Here is a 21,656-nt window from a genome sequence, read left to right on the forward strand (position 1 = left end):
CCCATCGGCATCGGCCTGACATGAGCAGCTACAAAGCCCCCCTCAACGACATCCGCTTCGCCCTGTTCGATGTGATCGGCGCCGACGCGGAGTTCGAGCGCCTGGGCTTCGACGAGGCATCCCGCGACGTGGTCGATGCGATCCTCGACGAAGCCGCGCGCTTCACCGAAACGGTGCTCGCGCCGCTCAATGCCGTGGGCGACCGCGAGGGCTGCACGCTGGACCAGGCCAGCGGCGACGTCACCGTGCCCACCGGTTTCAAGCAGGCCTTCGACCAGTTCGTGGACGGCGGCTGGACCGGCCTCAACTCACCGCCGGAATTCGGTGGCCAGGGCATGCCGCAGACGCTGGGCTTCCCGCTCAAGGAGATGATCAACTCCGCCAACCTGGCGTGGGGCAACTTCCCGCTGCTCTCGCATGGCGCGACCGAGGCCCTGCTGCACTTCGGCACCGACTGGCAGCGCGAAGCGTTCCTCAAGCCGCTGGTGGACGGGCGCTGGACGGGCACCATGTGCCTCACCGAACCCCATTGCGGCAGCGACCTGGGCCTGCTCAAGACCCGCGCCGAGCCGCGCGCCGATGGCACTTACGCCGTCACCGGCACCAAGATCTTCATCACGGCCGGCGAGCACGCGCTGACCAACAACATCGTCCACCTGGTCCTGGCACGCCTGCCTGACGCCCCCGCCGGAGTGAAGGGCATCTCGCTGTTCGTGGTCCCCAAGTTCAAAGTCGGCCACCACGGCACCCAGGGCGAGCGCAACGCGGTGCGCTGCGGCAGCCTGGAACACAAGATGGGCATCCACGGCTCGGCCACCTGCGTGATGAACTTCGATGGCGCCGAGGGCTATATGGTCGGCGACCCCAACAAGGGCCTCGTGGGCATGTTCGCCATGATGAACTCCGCGCGCCTGGGCGTGGGCCTGCAGGGCCTGGGCCTGTCCGAGCGCGCGCAGCAGAACGCATTGCGTTACGCCCGGGAGCGCCTGCAGATGCGCGCCCTGTCCGGTCCGAGGTTCCCGGACAAGCCCGCCGACCCGATCATCGTGCACCCCGACGTGCGCCGCATGCTGTTGACCTGCAAGGCGCTGATCGAAGGCGGCCGCGTGATGTCCTACCACGCCGGCGTGCAACTCGACATTGCCCGCTCCTCCACCGACGCCGCCGAACGCGAGCAGGCCGACGCGCTGGCGGGCTTCCTCACCCCCATCGTCAAGGCCTGCCTGACCGAATGGGGCGTGGAATGCACGTACAACGCGTTGCAGTGCTTCGGCGGGCACGGTTACATCGCCGAGCACGGCATGGAGCAACTGGCGCGCGACGCACGCATCACCACGCTGTACGAGGGCACCACCGGCATCCAGGCGCTGGACCTGCTGGGGCGCAAGATCATGCAGCTCAAGGGCGCCGGGCTGCGCGCGTTCCTCGCCATGGTCGATCGGTTCTGTGCGGAAAACGCCGGCAACGCGGCCGTCAGCGAGTTCATCGACCCGCTGCGCGGGCAGGCCACCCAGTGGCAGCAGCTCACCCAGCAGATCGGCCAGCGCGCTGCGGCCAACCCGGACGAGGTGGGCGCCGCCGCCTACGACTACCTGATGTATTCGGGATACGTGGTGCTGGCCTACTGGTGGGCACGCAGCGTGGCCGCCAGCGAGGCGTCGTCGCAGTCGGAGGCGTTCAAGGCGAGCAAGCGCGAGACCGCCCGCTTCTATTTCGCGCGCCTCCTGCCACGTACGCTGGCCCATGCCGCGGCCATCGAAAGTGGCGCCGGCACGCTCACCACGCTGGACGCGGACGCGTTCGACGCCTGAACGCAGGACCGGAAGCGCGGACCGGGACTGCCCGTCCGCGCTTCGCGCAACGTGGCCTCCGGACATGGCGCGGGGGTAGCGAAATCGTCACCAAAGGCGTATATCCTTGGTCTCCAATGGAGACAGACAGAGCGATCCTGCGCCTTGTCCAATCCGGAACGCTCGCCGACCACGGGTGGCGTGATCCGGATGGTCCCCGCTTCACTCCGCGCATCGTGCCGCGCAACCCCATCGAACAGCTCAACGCCGTCCGCCTGCTGGCCCTGGACGCGCACGGCCGCGCCCTGGACTGGATCAACTGGCAGGATGCCGCCTGCCTGTACGCGCGCGAGGCCGTGGCCTGGACCTTGGGTGATCCCTGCATGGAAGTGCATGGCGGTACCTGCCGCCGCACCGGTGAGCGCAGCCTCATCGCCCTGCACCCGATCGTCGCCGCCCGAGGGCGCCCGCACGCACGCGCACTGTCGCCCACGCCGGCACTGAGCAACCCGGCGCTGTTCGCACGCGACGGCTACCTGTGCCTTTACTGCGGGCGAGGCTTCGGTCGCGCCCACCTCACCCGCGACCACGTGCTGCCGGTGTCGAAAGGCGGGCGCGACACCTGGGAAAACGTCGTCGCCGCCTGCTTCCCGTGTAATTCGCGCAAGAGCAACCGCACCCCCCAGCAGGCCGACATGCCGCTGCTGGCAGTGCCCTACCGGCCCAGTTGGATCGAGCACCTGATCCTCTCCAACCGCAACATCCTGGCCGACCAGATGGCCTTCCTGAAGAACCAGTTGCCACGCAACGCGCGCTCACAGGCCTGAGCGCCCCCGGCAAAGCCGCCCCTCCACACACACTTGCGACGCTTCGCCCGCGTTGACGATTGCCCGTGCCTCCGCAACACTCGACCGAATCAATCCGCAGCGGGTAATCCAGATGTCCCTGACGCTTGGCCTGACCGGCATGGATCCGGCCACCGAAACCACGCTCAAAAGCGCGTTCTCCGAAGCCAACGCGGACATGGCCGGTGCCTGGTCGCTGGTGCCGGAAGGGGACGCGACTTACGTGGTCGTGGACATGGATACCCTGTACGGCCCCATGAGCTGGTTGCGGCTGCATGCCGCGGACAAGAAGGTCATCGGCCTGACGACCGCCGCGCGTACCCAGACCGACTACCGCCTGGAGCGCCCCATTTCGGTCCAGGGCCTGGCGACCATCCTGCGGGACATCGCCGGTGCCAGCGACCAGCCGGCTACCCAACCCCAGCCCCAGCCCCAGGCCGCTGTCCCCGAGGCGGCGCAGATCGAGGCAATTGCGCCATCCCCGTTGTCGCCGGAATACTTCACGGATCTGGCGGCTTCCATCCCCTCCGCGCCCTGGCAGGCCCCTGCGGCGGGATCCGGGTCCGAACCCGAGCGGGAGACGGAGACGGAGACGGAGCGGGAGCAGCAGCCGGAGCGGCAGCCGGAATCAGAGCCGATCCCCACCAGCCCGCCGGCCGCGGCAGCGCCCCCGTCCCCCATCGCCACGACGCTGCTCGAGTGGCTTGCGTCTGGCCGGCTCAAGGGCCGTGGTCGCATCCGCAGCGGCAACGTGACGGTGTTGATCGACAGCGACCAGCAGACATACCACGGACCGACTTCGCTCAAGCCGCTGACCGAGCTCTTCGCGCAGGCCATGGATCCCGAGGGTTTCGAGCCGGTCAACGAGGCTGCATGGGACCACGACACCGCCTCGCTGGGAGGCGCGCAGCCGCTCTCCCGCCTGGTGTGGTTCGGCAGCCTGCTCAGCGGCAACGGTACGTTGGCGACAGGCTACGACCCCAACGACCGCTTCCGCCTGCTGAAGTGGCCGCAGACCGAGCGCGAATACCCCAAGCACTTCCGCATCGCCACCGTGATGATGAAGGGACCGGCCACCCTGGCCGATATCACCGAAGCCAGCGGCGTCGCGTGGCAAGAGGTCAATGACTTCGTCAATGCGAACCTGGCCACCGGCTTCGCCGAGCCCTACCGCGAACCCGACCCCGAGCCGGATACCGGTAAATCCGGTGGGCTGTTCGGGCGCCTTCGCGGCCGCTGAACCATCGCCTTGCCGCCCCGGCGTACGGGGCGGTATGCCTTGCCCGGCCTCCGGCGTCGCGGGACAATGACCGGCTTACCGTCATACTGCGATGTGATGATCGATCCGCAACGCTATCCGCGCCTGTCGCGCATTGCCCTGCCTGCCGACCTGCGCCAGTTCCCGGAGTCGGAGCTGCCGGCGATCGCCGATGAACTGCGCGCCTACCTGATCGAACAGGTGGCCAAGGTCGGTGGGCATTTCGGCGCTGGCCTTGGCGTGATCGAACTCACCGTGGCCCTGCACTGGCTGTACGAGACCCCCGCCGACCGCCTGGTCTGGGACGTCGGCCACCAGTGCTACCCGCACAAGATCCTCACCGGCCGCCGCGACACGATCAGCACGGTCAAGCAGAAGGATGGCGTGGCGCCGTTCCCCAAGCGCGAGGAATCCGAGTACGACACCTTTGGCGTCGGCCATTCGTCGACCTCGATCTCCGCCGCGCTGGGCATGGCGATCGCCCTGCAGCGCATGGGCGACGAGCGCAAGGTCGTGGCGGTGATCGGCGACGGTGCGATCACCGGCGGCATGGCCTTCGAAGCGCTCGCCCACGGCGGTGGCATGGGTGACCAGCCCGGCGGCGAGGAGCCCAACCTGCTGGTGATCCTCAACGACAACCAGATGTCGATCTCGGAGAACGTCGGTGGCGTCACGCGCATGCTCGGCCGGCTCTCCGGCAGCCGCACGCTCAACGCCATCCGCGAGGGCGGCAAGAAACTGCTGGGCGACAAGCACGGCGCGCCGGCGCGCTTCGTCAAGCGCTGGGAAGAGCAGTGGAAGGGCATGGTGCTGCCGTCCACGTTCTTCGAGGAGCTCGGCTTCCACTACACCGGCCCCATCGATGGCCATGACATGGACGCGCTGGTCGGCGCGCTGAAGACGCTCAAGGGCCTGAAGGGTCCGCAGCTGCTGCACATCATCACCACCAAGGGCAAGGGTTACGAACTCGCCGAGGGCGACCAGATCGGCTACCACGCGGTCAGCCCGTTCGACCCGGCGCAAGGCATGGTCAGCAAGGGCGGCGCGAAGAAGCCCACCTACACCGATGTGTTCGGCGACTGGCTGTGCGACATGGCCGCCACCGACCCCAAGCTGATGGGCATCACCCCGGCGATGCGCGAAGGCTCGGGCCTGGTGCGCTTCAGCAAGGAGTACCCGCAGCGCTATTTCGACGTGGCCATCGCCGAGCAGCATGCGGTGACCCTGGCCGCGGGCATGGCCTGCGAAGGCGTAAAGCCCGTCGTCGCGATCTACTCCACCTTCCTGCAGCGCGGTTACGACCAGCTGGTGCACGACGTCGCCATCCAGGGCCTCGACGTATTGTTCGCGATCGACCGCGGCGGCGTGGTCGGCCCGGACGGCGCCACCCACGCCGGCAACCTCGACCTGAGCTACCTGCGCTGCGTGCCCAACATGCTGGTGATGGCACCGGCCGACGAGAACGAGTGCCGGCAGATGCTCACCACCGGCCACCTGCACCCGGGCCCGGCGGCGGTGCGCTATCCGCGCGGCACGGGCCCCGGCGTGGCGGTGCAGGCGGAACTGCAACCACTGCCGATCGGCCAGGCGCAGCTGCGGCGCGAAGGCCACGGCGTTGCGCTGCTGGCGTTTGGCGCCATCGTGCCGGCCGCCGAACAGGTCGGCGCGGATTTGGGCCTGACCGTGGTCAACATGCGCTTCGTCAAGCCGCTGGACCGCGACATGCTCCTGTCGCTGGCCAAGGCCCACGACGGATTCGTCACCCTGGAAGACAACGTGGTGGCCGGCGGCGCCGGCAGCGGCGTGGCCGAGCTGCTGGCCGCCGAAGGCATCACGATGCCCGTGCTGCACCTGGGCCTGCCGGATGCGTTCCAGCACCATGCCAGTCGTGAGCAGCTGCTCGCGGAGGCCGGCCTGGACGCCGCCGGCATCCGCCATTCGGTTTTGGCGCGCTGGCCGCAACTCGCTTCAGGGGCGGCACACCACAGCGCCGTGGGCTGAGAGGCGCGCCCCGATCCCGGCGGGGCCCATGCGCGGCGCCCCCCCCCCGCTGCCCGTCACTCCGGCGCGACGACCTCGTAGCCCCGCGCACGCAGGCGCTCGAGCCAGCCCGTTTCACCCAGCATCGAGTCCATCGGCAACACCGCGAAGGTGTCACGGTTGCGCTCAAGCGCCGTGTCCACCGCCTTCAGCCATTGGGCTTCCGAGCGCGCGCGGCCATCGGCAAGGCCAAGTTCCGCGGCCAGTTCGCTTTCGAAGAAGGTGTCGTCGCATTCACGCCGCCGGTTGGCCAGCGTCAACGCCGAGAGCGTCGCAACATCGCCTTCGGCCCACGCGTTCGCACGCAGCGTCGCCTGGGCCACGTCGTGCTCCAGCTTGTCCAGCACCTCACGCACGCAACCCGTCTCGTCCACCCGCGAACGGATGACGGTCTTCGCCGCGCCCTTGACGTCCTTCACTTCGGTTTTCACCGAGGTGCTGACGCGTTCGACGTCGTGCTGCTTGACCACCGCACCGATGCGCTCGTAAACCGCGCCGGCACCGACCAGCCCGGCGCGCTCCAGCGCCGCCCCATACAACTTGCTTGCCGCAAACGACGGACGGAGCTCCTCGATGTCGTCGTCCTTGGGCAGGTACTGCTGCCGCAGCTGTGTCCAGCGCGCATACAGGGGCGCGGGCAACACGTCCCGCAACGTCTTGCCGTCGGGGTTCTTGCGCGCCTTGAGCAGCGTCGGCATGGCAAACGCCGCACGGAACATGCCACCCATTCCGACGGATACCGCCACGTGCGGGGCACCAATGATCTGCCTGCTGCGCGCCAGCACGCGCTCGGCCTGCGGCGAATACCACTCCAGTCCCTTGGGAACCGGCGACACGGTGCCGAAGACCCACAGCGTGTTGTCGCCCTTGCGTACCTGCCACAAGCCGGGGCCGGCCTTCAGGCCGTTCACCGGTACCGGCGCAGCATCCACGATGGGCAATGGTGCGCTGGCAGCTGGCGGGGGCACCGGCTGCCCGGGCTGCGCATCCGCCATTGCACTTCCCGACGACACCAGCAGACACAGCAGCGCCGCACGTCCTACGTTCCGCATACAGACTCCGTTCCCATCCATGAAGCCGGGTGTGACATGGCGAGCCATGCGAAAGTTCAATCGAATCGCGCCTGCGTGCGTACCGGCGGGACGGCTGCCGTAAACCTGGGAGGAAGCACCCCAAAACGAAAACAGCGACCCGGATTGCTCCGAAGGCCGCTGTTCGCGATGTGCAAGTTGGTCGGGACGGCCGGATTTGAACCGACGACCCTCTGCCCCCCAGGCAGATGCGCTACCAGGCTGCGCTACGCCCCGACTGAACCTGCAATGTCCCGCCTCGCGGCGGCCGGAAAGTATAACCGTTTTTCGTCAGCGCTTGAGCAGCTGCAGTACTTCTTCCAGCTCCATCCGCACCTGCTTGATGATCTGCGAGCTCAGCGCGGACTCGTCCTTCGCCGACTCGCCCTCCAGCCGCAGGCGGGCGCCGCCGATGGTGTAGCCCTGCTCGTACAGCAGCCCGCGGATCTGCCGCACCATCAGCACCTCGTGGCGCTGGTAGTAGCGGCGGTTGCCGCGGCGCTTGACCGGATTCAGCGAAGGGAACTCCGTCTCCCAGTAGCGCAGCACGTGCGGCTTGACGTCGCACAGCTCGCTGACCTCACCGATGGTGAAGTAGCGCTTGGCCGGGATCGGCGGAAGTTCGCGGTTGCTGCCGGGATCAAGCATTCACACCTCCAGCGTAGGCTTCGACGCGCTCCTTGAGCTTCTGCCCGGGACGGAACGTCACCACCGTACGCGCCGAAATCGGAATCTCCTCGCCGGTCTTCGGATTCCGGCCGGGCCGCTGGTTCTTGCGGCGCAGGTCGAAGTTGCCGAAGCCCGACAGTTTCACCTGCCGGCCCTGCTCCAGCGCCTCGCGGAGCGCGTCGAAGAACGCATCGACGAACTCCTTTGCCTCGCGCTTGTTGAGTCCGACCTCGTCGAACAGGCGCTCGGCCATTTCAGCCTTGGTCAAAGCCACATCGTTCCCCTGTTTACGCTGGCCCGGACGCCGTCCGGACCAGCGGTATTGCAACTGCGTGCGACAGTGTCAGCCGCGGATCCTGGCGCCGTGGGCGGCATCGATGGCCTGGGTCACCGATGCCACTACCGCGTCCACGTCCTGATCGGTGAGCGTGCGACTTTCTTCCTGCAAAATCAAGCCCATAGCCAGACTCTTGAAGCCGGTTTCCACGCCCTTGCCCTGGTAGCGGTCAAACAGCACCAGATCACGCAGCGACGGGCCTGCGGCGGCCTTCACGGTGGCGGCGATGGCGCCCCATTCCACGGCCTCCGGCACGACGAACGCGAGGTCGCGGCGGACGGACGGGAAGCGCGACTGCCCGCAGGCGCGCGGCAGGGCGCGGGCCAGCAGCGGCGCCAGGTCCAGCTCGAAGGCCACCACATCCACGTCCAGGTCCAGGGCGCGCTGCAAGCGCGGGTGCAGCTGGCCGATCCAGCCCAGCTTCATGGCGGCGCCATCGTCACCGATGCGGTAGACGTCGGCCGAACGGCCCGGGTGCGCCCAGCCCGGCTGCGAGGCGCGGTATTCCAGACGCGCGCCGGCCACGGCGGCCAGGCTGTCCAGGTCACCCTTCAAGTCGTGGAAGCCCACCGGCTGGGCCTTGGCGGCCCACTGCTCGGCCCCCGCGGCACCGCATGCCACCGCGGCGATGCGCAGGGTATGCAGCGGGGCGGCGGCGCCAGCACTGATGCCATGCGCGGCGGGACCACCCACCCACGGCTTCGCACCGTCGGCGGTGAACACGTTGCCCAGTTCGAACAGCCGCACGCGTCCCTGCTGGCGCGCGGCATTGCGGCCCAGCGCGGCAACCAGACCCGGCAGCAGCGAGGGCCGCATCACACCCAGCTCCGCGCTCAATGGGTTGGCCAGCGGCACCGCGCCTTCCACCAGACCCCAGCGGGTCAGCAACGCGGCATCGACGAAGGCGTAGTTGATCGCTTCCAGATAGTCGCGCGCGGCCACCTGCCGGCGCACGGTCAACTCGTCCACGCGCGTCTCGGTCGGCGCCACCAGCCGCGCGGCACCAGCCGGCAGCGTGGTCGGGATGCGGTCGTAGCCGTGGATGCGGGCGATCTCTTCGATCAGGTCCTCTTCGATGGCGATATCGAAGCGGCGGCTGGGCGCGGTCACTCGCCAGCCCTGCACGGTCGCAGCCGTGCCGCCGTCGCAGGACCGGGACGCGGTCGTCGCATCCGCGTCGTCCGCGCTGTCGGCAATGCCGACACCGCAGGCGATCGCCGCGGCACCTTCGACCGAAGCCAACGGCTCCACCGCCAGCCCCAGCGCGCGCAGGATGCGCTCGACCTCGGCATCGGCGACCTGCAGGCCGAGCACGCGGGCCAGGCGCGCGCGGCGCAGCACGATCGGCTGCGGCTGCGGCAGGTGTTCGGGCAGCGTGGCTTCGACCACCGGGCCAGGCGCACCGCCGGCCACTTCCACGATCAGGCGGGTGGCGTACTCCATCGCGATGCGCGGCAGCTCCGGGTCCACGCCGCGCTCGAAGCGGTGGCCGGCATCGGTGTGCAGGCCCAGCTTGCGGCCGCGGCCTATGATCGCCGCTGGCGCGAAGTGCGCCGACTCCAGGAACACGTTCTTCGTAACGTCGGTGACGCGCGTGTCGAAGCCACCCATGATGCCGGCCAGCGCCACGGCGCGGTCGGCGTCGGTGATGACCACGAACGGCTCATCCAGCGTCACGTCGCGGCCGTCCAGGAGCTTAAGCGTCTCGCCCTTGCGCGAATGGCGGACGCGGACCGGCCCCTTCAGCAGGTCGCGATCGAACGCGTGCATCGGCTGGCCCAGTTCGATCATCACGTACTGGGTCACGTCCACCAGGAACGACAGCGGGCGGATGCCGCTGCGGCGCAGACGCTCGGCCATCCACACCGGCGTGGTGGCCGCGGCGTTCACGCCTTCGATCACACGGGCGACATAGCGCGGCGCGTCCGCACCGGCATTGAGCTCGATCGCCAACGTTTCGTTGTTGAGCGCCGGCATCGGCGTCGCATCGAAATGCGCCACTTCGCTGCCGCACGCCGCCGCCACGTCATACGCGATGCCGCGCACGCCAAAGCAGTCGGCGCGGTTGGGCGTGAGCTTGATCTCGATGCTGGCGTCCGGCAGGCCGAGGTAACCGGCCAGCGGGGTGCCCACTGGCGCATCGGCCGGCAGTTCCAGCAGGCCCGACGCGTCAACGTCGATCTGCAGTTCCTTGGCCGAGCACAGCATGCCGGCGGATTCCACACCGCGCAGCTTGGCCGGCTTGATGGTGAAGTTGCCCGGCAACACCGCGCCCACGTGTGCCAGCGGCGCCTTCAGCCCGGCGCGCGCATTCGGCGCACCGCACACGATCTGCACCGTTCCATTGCCGGTGTCTACCTGGCACACCTGCAGGCGATCAGCCTCAGGGTGCTTCTCGGCGCTGACAATCTGCGCCACGACCACGCCATCCAGCGACTCGCCCAACGGGGTGACTTCTTCCACCTCCAGGCCGATCGCGGTCAGCGTGGCGGCGAGCTCGTCGCGCGAGGCGGTGGTCGGCACGTGGTGGCGCAGCCAGTTTTCGGAGAATTTCATGTCGTTTGTTGTCCGTGGGGTGGACGGTAGCCCACCAACGTTCTATCGCGGGATGGCGAGCCCGAGCCCGCCCTACGCCGGTCGGATCAGGCGAACTGCTTCAGGAACCGCATATCGCTTTCGAAGAAGCTGCGCAGGTCGTCCACGCCGTAACGCAGCATGGTGAAGCGCTCCACGCCCAGGCCGAAGGCATAACCGGTGTACTTCTCCGGGTCGATGCCGACATTGCGCAGCACGTTGGGGTGCACCATGCCGCAGCCCAGCACCTCCAGCCAGCGCGTGGAACCATCGGCCTGCTGCCAGGCGATGTCCACTTCGGCCGACGGCTCGGTGAAGGGGAAGTAACTCGGGCGGAAGCGCATCTCGAAATCGCGCTCGAAGAACGCGCGCACGAACTCGGCCAGCGTGCCCTTGAGGTCGGCGAAGCTGGCGTGCTCGTCCACCAGCAGGCCTTCGACCTGGTGGAACATCGGCGTGTGGGTCTGGTCGCTGTCGCTGCGGTACACCTTGCCGGCGGCGATCATGCGCAGCGGCGGCCCGCTTTTCGCGGCCACCGCGTCGAGCATGTAGCGCACCTGCACGCCGGAGGTATGCGTGCGCAGCAGGCGACCGTCCTCGAAATAGAACGTGTCGTGCATCGCGCGCGCCGGGTGGTGCGGCGGGAAGTTCAGTGCTTCGAAGTTGTGCCAGTCGTCCTCGATCTCCGGACCGGTGGACAGCTCGAAACCGAGGCGGCCGAAGATGTCGACGATGCGCTCCAGCGTGCGACTGACCGGATGCAGCCCACCGCGCGCGCCGTTGATGCCGGGCAGCGTCACGTCGATGGTTTCGCTGGCCAGGCGTGCGTCGAGCGCGGCATCGTCCAGCGCGGTCTTGCGCTGCGCCAGCGCATCGCCCAGCACGTCACGCGCCTTGTTGATCGCCTCGCCGGCGGCCTTGCGCTGATCCGCGGGCAATGCCCCCAACGCCTTGAGCTGCGCGGTCACGCTGCCGGACTTGCCCAGCAGTGAAACGCGCAGCGCTTCGATTGCCTCGGGCGAGGACGCGGCGGCGATGTCGGCCAGCGCCTGCTGCGTCAATGATTCGATTCCACTCATGTCCCATCGAACCTCAAGAAAGCATGGCGCCATTTCCAGCGCCGCAAAAAGCAATGGGGAAGGACTTGCGCCCTTCCCCATGCGTGTACTTCATTGTCTTCGACCTGCGGCAGGACCGGCACCTGGGTGCACCACCGTCCGCGGCCTGCGACAAATTACGCCGCGAGCGCGCCCTTCGCCTTCTCCGCCAGCGCGGCAAAGCCGTCGGCGTCGTGCACGGCGATGTCCGCCAGCACCTTGCGGTCCAGGGTGATGCCGGCCTTCATCAGGCCGTTCATGAAGCGGCTGTAGCTCATGCCGTTGATGCGGGCGGCCGCGTTGATGCGGGTGATCCACAGCGAACGGAAATTGCGCTTCTTCTGCTTGCGGCCGATGTAGGCGTACTGCAGCGCCTTGGTGACCGCCTGCTTGGCGACGCGGAAAACCTTGCGACGGGCGTTGTAGTAGCCCTTCGCGGCCTTCAGGATCTTCTTGTGACGACGGCGCGCTTGCACGCCACGCTTGACTCGTGCCATTTCTCAGTCCTCCCTTAGGCGTACGGCAGCATGCGAGTGATACGGCCGGCGTCTTCCGCACGGACGTGGTTCGTCTGGCGCAGGTTGCGCTTACGCTTGGTCGCCTTCTTGGTGAGGATGTGGCTGCGGTTGGCGTGGCCGCACTTGAACTTGCCGGATGCCGTCTTGCGGAAGCGCTTGCCTGCCGCACGGCTGCTCTTGATCTTGGGCATTGCGATGTCCTTTCGGATGTTAGGTCACTGGCCTGGGCGGTGGCTGGCGCCACGCTTTCCTTCCTGCCCTTGCCGGCTGTAAGTCGTTGATCTTCCAAGGAAGACCCCGACGGGTCCGTGCTACTGCATACAACTAACCCGGCGAACCGGGCCGCACATTATGGCGGGGGTGGCGGGGGATTGCAATCTTTCCCTTTGAAATCAAGGGCGTCCAGAAAAAGAAACAGCCGCCTCACGGTTCGGAGGCGGCTGCCGGGTATCTCGGTCACCGAGCGAGTATCGGGAAGCGAATGACCGAGATACCCGGCAGCCGCCCCCTCAACCCTTACTGCTTCTTCTTCGGCGCAATCATCATGACCATCTGACGGCCCTCAAGCCGCGGCCGCGACTCGACCACGATGTCCTCGCCCAGGTCCGCCTCGATCCGCGCCGCCATCTCGCGACCCAACTCCTGGTGGCTCATCTCGCGGCCACGGAAGCGGATGTTGACCTTGACCTTGTCGCCTTCCTCCAGGAAGCGGCGCATGTTGCGCAGCTTGATCTGGTAGTCGCCTTCGTCGGTCACGGGCCGGAACTTGAGTTCCTTGATCTCGACCTGCTTGGTCTTCTTCTTGGCCTCGTTCGCCTTCTTCTGCAGGTCGAACTTGAACTTGCCAAAGTCCATGACCTTGCAGACCGGCGGATCAGCATTCGGCTGGATCTCGACGAGGTCCAGACCCTCGTCCTCGGCCATGCGCAGCGCTTCGTCGCGCGAAAGCACGCCGACCATTTCGCCGTCGCTACCGATCACGCGCACGCGGGGTACGCGGATCTCCTGGTTCTTGCGGTTGGGCTTCTCAGGGGTACTGATGTTGCAATCTCCGATATGGATCGTGCCGCCCCGCGCTCCGGCGGGACGGGCCTGTTAGGTTACACGCAGCGCCTAGCGGGCGCCTTCACCCTGCAAACGCGAGGCGAAATCGACGACGGACATCGTCCCAAGGTCTTCCCCTCCCCGCGTACGCACCGAGACCTCGCCATTGTCCCGCTCGCGGTCGCCGACGACCAGCAGGTAGGGCACGCGCTGCAGGGTGTGCTCGCGGATTTTATAGCCGATCTTTTCGTTCCGCAAATCCGCCTCGACCCGGAAGCCTTGATTTGCAAGGGATTTCCGGACGTCGGCCACATAATCGGCCTGGGCGTCGGTGATGTTCATGACCACCGCCTGCACCGGCGCCAGCCAGGCCGGGAACTGGCCGGCGTGGTGCTCGATCAGGATGCCGATGAAACGCTCCATCGAGCCGACGATGGCCCGGTGCAGCATGACCGGGTGGCGGCGCTGGCTGTGCTCGTCCACGTACTCGGCCCCCAAACGGCCCGGCATCATGAAGTCGACCTGCATGGTGCCCAGCTGCCAGGTGCGGCCGATCGCGTCCTTGAGGTGGTACTCGATCTTGGGGCCGTAGAACGCGCCCTCGCCGGGCAGTTCCTCCCATTCCACGCCCGCCGCGCTCAACGCCGAACGCAACGCGCCCTCGGCCCTGTCCCAGGTGGCGTCGTCACCGAGGCGCGAGTCCGGACGCAGCGCGATCTTGATCTGGATGTCGGAGAAGCCGAAGGCCTCGTACACGGCCAGCGCCTGCTGGTGGAAGGCGCGGACCTCGGCCTCGATCTGGTCCTCGGTGCAGAAGATGTGGCCATCGTCCTGGGTGAAACCACGCACCCGCAGGATGCCGTGCAGCGCGCCGGAGGGCTCGTTGCGGTGGCACGCGCCGAACTCGCCGTAGCGGATCGGCAGGTCGCGGTAGCTGTGCAGGCCCTGGTTGAACACCTGCACGTGGCCCGGGCAATTCATCGGCTTGAGCGCGTAGGTGCGCTTCTCCGATTCGGTGAAGAACATGTTCTCCTGGAAGTTGTCCCAGTGGCCGGACTTCTTCCACAGCGACACGTCCAGGATCTGCGGGCAGCGCACTTCCTGGTAACCGCTGTCGCGGTACACCTTGCGCATGTACTGCTCGACGACCTGCCAGACCGACCAGCCCTTCGGGTGCCAGAAAATCAGGCCCGGGCCTTCTTCCTGCAGGTGGAACAGCTCCTGCTGCTTGCCGATCTTGCGGTGGTCACGCTTCTCGGCCTCCTCCAGCTGGTGCAGGTAGGCCTTGAGGTCCTTGTCGTTCAGCCAGGCGGTGCCGTAGATGCGGCTGAGCATCGCGTTGTTGTGGTCGCCGCGCCAGTAGGCGCCCGCGACCTTCATCAACTTGAAGCTGCGCAGCTTGTCGGTGCCGGGTACGTGCGGGCCGCGGCACAGGTCGGTGAACTCGCCCTGGCTGTACAACGACAGCGCCTCGTTGGCCGGGATCGACTCGATGATCTCGGCCTTGTACGCCTCGCCCATGCCCTTGAAGAAGGCGACCGCGTCATCGCGCGACTTCACGCTGCGGCTGACCGGCAGGGCCTCCTTCACGATCTTCTGCATCTCGGCCTCGATGGCCGGCAGGTCCTCGGGCGTGAACGGACGCTCGTAGGCGAAGTCGTAGTAGAAGCCGTTGTCGATCACCGGACCGATGGTGACCTGCGCGCCAGGGAACAGGCGCTGCACGGCCTGCGCCAGCAGGTGCGCGGTGGAGTGGCGCAGGATGTCCAGCGCCTCGGGGGACTTGTCGGTGACGATGGCCAGTTCGGCGTCGCGGTCGATGCGGTAGCTGGTGTCGACCAGCTGGCCGTCCACCTTGCCGGCCAGCGCCGCCTTGGCCAGGCCGGCGCCGATGGAGGCGGCGACGTCGCCGACCGTTACGGGATTGTCGAATTCACGGCGGCTGCCGTCGGGGAGGGTAATGGCGATCATGGGAATTCTTTGGGCAATAAAAAAGCGCCACGAGGGCGCCTGCTGGGATGCGGGGCCTCGCGAGGGTCAGCGATGGGCGGTGGTAGTGCTCATGTCACACGCTAGGCCGGCGCATTGGCGCGGGCCACCTCATTTCCGTGAAGACTGGGGAGCCATCATATCCAATCCCGGCGGCAGATGGCACGCCCGGGGAACTGGCTGACATCACGCGGCAGCCGGCGACACTTCCCGCTCGATGATCCGCCCCTTGGCCAGCTCCGCAACACGCAGATCGTAGGCGGTCTGCAGGTTCAGCCAAGAACGCGCATCCCCCCCGAAGTAGCGGGCAAGGCGCATCGCGGTGTCAGCACTGACTCCGCGCCGCTCCCGCACGATGTCGTTGATCCGGGGCGCAGGCACGTGCAGCGCCTTGGCCAGGGCATTGGCACTCATGTCCAGCGGAACGAGAAAATCCTCGCGGAGGACTTCACCCGGATGGACGGGGCGCATACCGTTCTTCAGCATGTGGCACCTCAATGGTAGTCGACGATTTCCACGTCTTCTGGACCCTCATCGGTCCATCGAAAGCAGATCCGGAACTGGTCATTGATGCGGATGCTGTGCTGCCCATCCCTGTCGCCACTTAACGCCTCAAGACGGTTACCCGACGGCGACCGCAGGAACCCAAGGGTGCTGGCCGCGTCGAGCAGCGTGAGCTTGCGCGTGGCGACTCCGAGCAAGGCACCGAATCGTCGGCTCCTGCCGGTCTCGAACAACGCCTGCGTGTCCTTGCAGCGGAAGCTCCGAATCATGTGACCACTTTATAATGTTTAACGTTAAACGTCAAACAGGGCATTTCCCTCAAAGCAAAACGGCGCGACCTTGGGGATCACGCCGTTTCGTCACCAAATTGGTGGGCGGTACAGGGTTCGAACCTGTGACCCCTACCATGTCAAGGTAGTGCTCTACCGCTGAGCTAACCGCCCGTCGCCATGTAACCCGGCGAAGGTCGCGCAGTGTAAACCGTCCGGGCGGGGCCGGCAAGGGCCGGCACCGAATTCCACCTGTCCTCCGTGGGGGCCACGGCCTTGCAGTCAGGCCCCCAGCTCGGCGTCCTTCAGCTTGCGCAGTTCATCGCGTACCGCCGCGGCCTGCTCGAACTCCAGGTCGCGGGCGTGCTGGTACATCTTCTGCTCCAGCTCCTTGATCCGCGCCGCAATCTGCGCCGGCGGCAGGGTGGCGTAGTCCACCGCCTCCTCCGCCACCTTGCGCCCGCGGCCGCGGGTCTTGGCGGCATCGGGCTCGGCACGGGCGCCCTCCATGATGTCCACCACCGGCCGGTGCACCGAACGCGGGGTGATGCCGTGCTCACGGTTGTACTCCAGCTGCTTCTCGCGGCGACGGTCGGTCTCGTCGATGGCCGCCTGCATGGAGCGGGTGATCCGGTCGGCATACAGGATGGCCTTGCCGCGCACGTTGCGCGCCGCGCGGCCAATGGTCTGGATCAGCGAGCCGGTGGAACGCAGGAACCCTTCCTTGTCCGCGTCCAGGATGGCCACCAGCGACACCTCGGGCATGTCCAGCCCCTCGCGCAGCAGGTTGATGCCCACCAGCACGTCGAACTTGCCCAGGCGCAGGTCGCGGATGATCTCCACCCGCTCCACCGTGTCCACGTCCGAGTGCAGGTAGCGCACCTTCACCCCGTGCTCGCCCAGGTACTCGGTCAGGTTCTCGGCCATGCGCTTGGTCAGCGTGGTAATCAGCACGCGGTCGCCCTGCGCCACCCGCAGATTGATCTCGCCGAGCACGTCATCCACCTGGGTGGCCACCGGGCGGATCTCCACCTGCGGGTCCACCAGGCCGGTGGGCCGCACCACCAGCTCCACCACCTCGCCCTGCGACTTCTCCAACTCGTACTTGCTCGGCGTGGCGGAGACGAAGATTGCACGCGGCGAACGCCCCTCCCACTCCTCAAACTTCAACGGCCGGTTGTCCAGCGCCGACGGCAGGCGGAAACCAAACTCCACCAGCGTCTCCTTGCGCGAACGGTCGCCCTTGTACATGGCGCCGATCTGCGGCACGGTCACGTGCGACTCGTCCACCACCAGCAATGCGTCGGGCGGCAGGTAGTCGAACAGGCACGGCGGCGGCTCGCCGGGCATGTGCCCGGTCAGGTGGCGGCTGTAGTTCTCCACGCCGTTGCAGTAGCCCACCTCGGCCAGCATTTCCAGGTCAAACTGGGTGCGCTGCGCCAGGCGCTGCGCCTCCACCAGCTTGTTGGCCGCGTACAGCTGCTCCAGGCGCACGCGCAGTTCCGCCTTGATCGCCTCGATGGCATCCAGCACCGTGCGCCGCGTGGTCACGTAGTGCGACTTGGGGTAGATGGTGTAACGCGGCAGCTTGCGCAGCGTCTCGCCGGTGAGCGGGTCGAAGGCGGTGACCGACTCGATCTCGCCATCGAACAATTCGATGCGCACCGCCTCGCTGTCACTTTCGGCCGGATGCACGTCGATCACCTCACCGCGCACGCGGTAGGTGCCGCGGCGCAACTCGGTGTCGTTGCGGGTGTACTGCATCTCGGTCAGGCGGCGAATCAACTCGCGCTGGTCGATGCGCTCGCCGCGCACCATGTGCAGCACCATGCGGAAGTATTCGTTGGGGTCGCCCAGGCCGTAGATGGCGGACACCGTGCACACAATGATGGCGTCGCGGCGCTCCAGCAGCGCCTTGGTGGCCGACAGCCGCATCTGCTCGATGTGCTCGTTCACCGAACTGTCCTTCTCAATGAAGGTGTCCGATGACGGCACGTAGGCCTCGGGCTGGTAGTAGTCGTAGTAGCTGACGAAGTACTCCACCGCGTTGTGCGGGAAGAACGCCTTGAACTCGCCGTACAGCTGCGCCGCCAAGGTCTTGTTGGGCGCCATCACCAGGGTGGGTTTTTGCACCTGCTGGATGACGTTGGCAACGGTGTACGTCTTGCCCGAACCGGTCACGCCCAGCAGCGTCTGGTGCGCCAGGCCGGACTCGAAGCCTTCCACCAGCCGCGCGATGGCCGGCGGCTGGTCGCCGGCCGGGGCGTAGGGCGCCACCAGCTGGAACTGGCCTTCGGTGGCGTCGTGGGCGTTGCGCTGGTTCATGCAGGACTACCGCGGGGCGACCGCCCAGTGTAGCGCGGCGGTTTCCGCGGTGCCGTTCGGAAAAGTCCTACACCACGCAACGGTCGCGCCCGATGGTCGCCAGGTGTGCGAACGGGAAAGCTGTCGCTCCGCAGAACATATGGAGAGTGATATGCGCAAGGAAGCAAACGGTTTCAGCCTGCTGGAGGCGTTGATTGCAATGGCGGTGGTGGCCGTGCTGGCCGGCATCGCGATTCCGTCGTGGCAGTCCGCCCGTGCCACCGTGCACGCCGGCAAGGCGCGGACGGAGATGTTGGAAACCATCATGGCGGCCGTGCGCCACTCGGCGCTGGCAGGCACCGAGGTGGTGCTGTGCCGGCCGGTCAACGATTCGGTGGAGCAATGCGCCACCACCACCAACTGGACAGAGGGCTGGGCGTTGTTTGCGGACCTCAACGGCAACCGCCGGCGGGACGCGAATGAACCCATCATCCACCGCCAGGCCGCGCTTACGGGCGGGGTCAAGCTGTGGACCACGGGCGGCCGCACCCGCCTGGTGTTTCAGCCCAATGGCGGCAATGCCGGCTCAAACGTTACGTTCACGCTGTGCGACGACCGCGGGCCGGGCAAGGCAGTGACGTTTGTGCTGGCCAATCACGGGCGGATGCGCTGGGGGCGGCCGACCAGCGCAGCGGCGCAGCAGTGCGTTTATGGCGCCTGACGGCTATTGACCTGACGGCCAGCGCCCCCTAGGATATGCGTCCCCGCCCGAATAGCTCAGCCGGTTAGAGCACTTGACTGTTAATCAGGGGGTCGTTGGTTCGAGTCCAACTTCGGGCGCCAGATTTGAACGATAAAGGCCGCGAGCAATCGCGGCCTTTATCGTTTTCTGCGCCCTAGATTTCAGCAGCGGCGCAGATCAAACAACAACGCCCGCAGTTGCGGACGTTGTTGTTCGGGCGAAAGGGTCAGTCAACACTACGTCACCAAAGCCCCTTGATCCAACTAGCTACAGCCAAGGCTTCGTCCACGAGATCGACACGATTGTCGCATTACTACCGTTCTTCTTGTAAACACAACTCAGCAAGGTTGCTTGCGTAGGACTACCGGTCTGTTGCAGCGTGACCTGAATCAACCCACTACGCGGCGACTTAACATACTTGGGAATCGCGGAAAGCGTGACCTTAGTCGACTCTGCGGACTTACCATCATCCGTCACGATAAATGGATCCTCAGGCGTTCCACCTCCGGTGACGCTCAGAACCTCGTAGTTTGTGAACTGAGGCCTACCGATGGTGACGTTCGGACTGCTGATACTCCCGTTATCGCCGACCTGCCGCGTACAGCCAGCCGTTGAGGTCGGGTTAAACGTATAGTCAGCCAGGGTCTCCAGATTATATCCCGACAGGGTCAAGGTACCCTCAACAGGCAACGTGCTGTCACTCGGGCAGGACCAAGCCTTTTCCTCCTCGTCAAAGGTGCAATTGACATTGTCATCATCAAGCAGGTCAAATTTCGGCGTTGCGGAGGAGCTACCGCCGGAGATCGCAACAAGGATCTTGTCGCCGGTTCCTGGGCCGGGGTCAGGAGTGCCAGCACCAACCTGGAAGGACTGCGAATCGGACAACGTCGCGCCATCGCCATTCGTGTCCACCGCACCAATGATGTCATCGCTGACCGCGACACCCGAATTCGACGTCCTCATCACGCTGTTGTTATTGGCGGTGCCTGTCTTGATACCGGCCGTGCGGCCGCCAAACGGCTCGGTCACATTGAAGCTCAACGCCTTGGTCGAGTTAACGTTGAGAACCGTAGTATCACTTGCAGTCCACCGGGCCATCTCGGTCAAGTTGATGGTGGTGAACGGAAGGATCGGTAGCACACACTCCGTGTAGGCCACGCCCGTCTTGCCCGAACACGTTCCAATAGCCTGCCGCGCTGCGCTACCGAGGTAGTCAAGGTACAAGCCGCGACCGTGCAGGTAGCGATAGTCGGAGGTGGACGCAGCCGCAATCGTTACCGTCGCCGGTGCATTCAACCCACGTGCGGACTCATCGAACATCGTCTGAGCATCAATCGCGGGGGGCGTCAGAGCACTCGTGTACTGGCTGAGGAAATCCTTGACGAACGTTTGGTAGGCGCTCGTCGCACTAGATGTCGGAATACCCGATTTTGCCTGCACCCCACCCACCGAGAGGGTCTCCAGCAAGCCGTAGTGGCGCTGATACGTGTCGGCAGTGGTTTTCCAGATCCCATCCAGCTTCATCACCCGACAGGCCGCGACATAAGCGCCGCTGGATGTCGCCGTCAGAACACCGCCGGCCTCATTGAACTTCCCGACCGCGGTTGCCTCCGGATCGTAGCGCGATTCAAGGTTGGTATTGCTGGCGAGGTCATGATGGTCGCGGCAGCACTCCGTGCATTGTTCGCTCTGCAACCGACCACTGCCCTTCTTGCCTTTTCCCACGTAGTCCGGATCCTCGCCCGCGTTCGCCGCCACGCCAGCCGGATTTCCCGTTCCCTCATAGGTCGCATATGTTGAGCCATCCCAAACCGCCGGCCACTGCGCTGCACCCGCAACGGTATAGCCGCCACCCGCACCATAGCTGCAGCGACATTTGATGACCTGTGTTTCAAAGCGCTTGGTAATCTGCGCCGTGCTACCTTCCGGAATGTAATTCAGCACATCAAAGGATGTTCCCACTCGAACACCTTCGGATGCACCCACTATGATCGGCTGCGGGTTCGATGCCGCGGTCGCTTGGTTGCCGGTCACGATCGGGATAACGCCAGGCGTGTTCGACGGATTCCCCTGACGAACGATTGGCCTTTTAGACGCGGACCCGGTCGGATCTGGAACGGGATAACCGCTGCCATCCCCATAAATCCTACCGCTAACGTCGGACGTCAGACCCAGCACCCTGCTGTCGCCGTTGGCTGCCTTCCAGGTTGCCTCAAGCGACGCCCGGGTGAAGGAGGATGGCGGATTGGTCACGGCGGTCGTGACATAACCCGTACCATTCCACCTGTACGTCGCCACCGTCTCCTCGACCTTCAGATCGCTCGCCCCTGCTTGAATTGCAGCAGCGCCAACCCACGCATCAGCCGTGGTCCATGTTTGCCCGGCAGCTGGCGGAGCCTGACGGATATCATTCATGCGTGAATTCAGCGCTGCCATGATGGCGCCGCGCGCCTTGGCATCGGCGGAATTCCGGGCCAGAGCCCCCTGCAAGGCAGCAAGTGCCAACAGGCCGGTCGCCAGAACAACAACGGCAACCATGACCTCGATCAGGCTGAATCCCGCGGGCCGCCTATTGCGCATACTGAAACAATGCATAGCCATGGCAA

Annotated in this window: 17 protein-coding genes, 3 tRNA genes and 1 pseudogene; 6 read left to right on the top strand and 15 right to left on the bottom strand. The window is 66.1% G+C overall.

Going from position 1 to position 21,656, the window contains the following annotated elements; translation table 11 throughout:
- Nucleotides 1–20 precede the first annotated feature (20 nt).
- The 4 genes and pseudogenes from IP93_RS08785 to dxs all read left to right on the top strand — a co-directional run bounded on the left by IP93_RS08785 (nt 21) and on the right by dxs (nt 5,894).
- The gene (locus IP93_RS08785; RefSeq protein ID WP_144814616.1) at nt 21–1,811 is read left to right on the top strand and encodes an acyl-CoA dehydrogenase C-terminal domain-containing protein; all 1,791 of its coding nucleotides are present in this window, start codon (nt 21–23) and stop codon (nt 1,809–1,811) included.
- A gap of 230 nt (nt 1,812–2,041) precedes the next feature.
- Nucleotides 2,042–2,617 (top strand): annotated as a pseudogene (locus IP93_RS08790) (HNH endonuclease); the annotation flags it as partial.
- 112 nt (nt 2,618–2,729) lie between these two features.
- Nucleotides 2,730–3,875, top strand: a complete 1,146-nt coding sequence (locus IP93_RS08795; RefSeq protein ID WP_144814621.1) for a hypothetical protein — start codon at nt 2,730–2,732, stop codon at nt 3,873–3,875.
- Between the two features lie 96 nt (nt 3,876–3,971).
- The gene (gene dxs, locus IP93_RS08800; protein ID WP_144814624.1) at nt 3,972–5,894 is read left to right on the top strand and encodes a 1-deoxy-D-xylulose-5-phosphate synthase; all 1,923 of its coding nucleotides are present in this window, start codon (nt 3,972–3,974) and stop codon (nt 5,892–5,894) included.
- A 56-nt stretch (nt 5,895–5,950) separates the two neighbouring features.
- Here dxs and IP93_RS08805 read toward each other — a convergent pair whose 3' ends face one another.
- The 14 genes from IP93_RS08805 to uvrB form a co-directional block, all read right to left on the bottom strand.
- Nucleotides 5,951–6,985: a TraB/GumN family protein gene (locus IP93_RS08805; protein WP_158636313.1), complete on the bottom strand. Its 1,035-nt coding sequence runs from the start codon at nt 6,983–6,985 to the stop codon at nt 5,951–5,953.
- 178 nt (nt 6,986–7,163) lie between these two features.
- A tRNA-Pro gene (locus tag IP93_RS08810) sits at nt 7,164–7,240 on the bottom strand.
- Nucleotides 7,241–7,294: 54 nt separating this feature from the next.
- Nucleotides 7,295–7,651 carry a MerR family transcriptional regulator gene (locus tag IP93_RS08815; protein ID WP_036133984.1) on the bottom strand — a complete coding sequence of 119 codons (357 nt, stop codon included), beginning with the start codon at nt 7,649–7,651 and terminating at the stop codon, nt 7,295–7,297.
- Entirely contained in the window at nt 7,644–7,946 is a 303-nt protein-coding gene (locus IP93_RS08820; protein ID WP_036133982.1) for an integration host factor subunit alpha, read from the bottom strand. The genes IP93_RS08815 and IP93_RS08820 overlap by 8 nt, the downstream gene beginning before the upstream one ends.
- A 69-nt stretch (nt 7,947–8,015) precedes the next feature.
- The gene (pheT, locus tag IP93_RS08825) at nt 8,016–10,565 is read right to left on the bottom strand and encodes a phenylalanine--tRNA ligase subunit beta (protein WP_144814628.1); all 2,550 of its coding nucleotides are present in this window, start codon (nt 10,563–10,565) and stop codon (nt 8,016–8,018) included.
- 86 nt (nt 10,566–10,651) lie between these two features.
- On the bottom strand, nt 10,652–11,662 hold the full coding sequence (gene pheS, locus IP93_RS08830; protein ID WP_144814631.1) for a phenylalanine--tRNA ligase subunit alpha: 1,011 nt from the start codon (nt 11,660–11,662) through the stop codon (nt 10,652–10,654).
- Nucleotides 11,663–11,817: 155 nt separating this feature from the next.
- Nucleotides 11,818–12,177, bottom strand: a complete 360-nt coding sequence (gene rplT / locus IP93_RS08835) for a 50S ribosomal protein L20 (RefSeq protein WP_144814634.1) — start codon at nt 12,175–12,177, stop codon at nt 11,818–11,820.
- A gap of 14 nt (nt 12,178–12,191) precedes the next feature.
- Entirely contained in the window at nt 12,192–12,389 is a 198-nt protein-coding gene (rpmI, locus tag IP93_RS08840; RefSeq protein ID WP_036133974.1) for a 50S ribosomal protein L35, read from the bottom strand.
- A gap of 325 nt (nt 12,390–12,714) precedes the next feature.
- Nucleotides 12,715–13,254: a translation initiation factor IF-3 gene (infC, locus tag IP93_RS08845; RefSeq protein ID WP_144814637.1), complete on the bottom strand. Its 540-nt coding sequence runs from the start codon at nt 13,252–13,254 to the stop codon at nt 12,715–12,717.
- Nucleotides 13,255–13,311: 57 nt separating this feature from the next.
- Nucleotides 13,312–15,213 (bottom strand): threonine--tRNA ligase, encoded by a 1,902-nt coding sequence (gene thrS / locus IP93_RS08850; protein WP_144814639.1) that lies wholly within the window; start codon nt 15,211–15,213, stop codon nt 13,312–13,314.
- A 204-nt stretch (nt 15,214–15,417) separates the two neighbouring features.
- Nucleotides 15,418–15,717 carry a HigA family addiction module antitoxin gene (locus tag IP93_RS08855; protein WP_144814642.1) on the bottom strand — a complete coding sequence of 100 codons (300 nt, stop codon included), beginning with the start codon at nt 15,715–15,717 and terminating at the stop codon, nt 15,418–15,420.
- A gap of 8 nt (nt 15,718–15,725) precedes the next feature.
- Entirely contained in the window at nt 15,726–16,004 is a 279-nt protein-coding gene (locus tag IP93_RS08860; protein WP_144814644.1) for a type II toxin-antitoxin system RelE/ParE family toxin, read from the bottom strand.
- 99 nt (nt 16,005–16,103) lie between these two features.
- Nucleotides 16,104–16,178, bottom strand: a tRNA-Val gene (locus IP93_RS08865).
- A gap of 108 nt (nt 16,179–16,286) precedes the next feature.
- Nucleotides 16,287–18,329, bottom strand: a complete 2,043-nt coding sequence (gene uvrB, locus IP93_RS08870) for an excinuclease ABC subunit UvrB (protein ID WP_144814648.1) — start codon at nt 18,327–18,329, stop codon at nt 16,287–16,289.
- Between uvrB and IP93_RS08875 the strand changes: the two genes are divergently transcribed.
- Entirely contained in the window at nt 18,328–19,029 is a 702-nt protein-coding gene (locus IP93_RS08875) for a GspH/FimT family pseudopilin (RefSeq protein ID WP_144814650.1), read from the top strand. The genes uvrB and IP93_RS08875 overlap by 2 nt on opposite strands.
- 45 nt (nt 19,030–19,074) lie before the next feature.
- Nucleotides 19,075–19,151: transfer RNA gene (locus IP93_RS08880), tRNA-Asn, on the top strand.
- Nucleotides 19,152–19,317: 166 nt separating this feature from the next.
- Here IP93_RS08880 and IP93_RS08885 read toward each other — a convergent pair.
- Nucleotides 19,318–21,651 (bottom strand): type IV pilus modification PilV family protein, encoded by a 2,334-nt coding sequence (locus tag IP93_RS08885; RefSeq protein WP_144814652.1) that lies wholly within the window; start codon nt 21,649–21,651, stop codon nt 19,318–19,320.
- Between the last annotated feature and the right edge of the window lie 5 nt (nt 21,652–21,656).

It is taken from the genome of Aerolutibacter ruishenii (assembly GCF_007830115.1).
In the GTDB taxonomy this organism is placed as follows: domain Bacteria; phylum Pseudomonadota; class Gammaproteobacteria; order Xanthomonadales; family Xanthomonadaceae; genus Aerolutibacter; species Aerolutibacter ruishenii.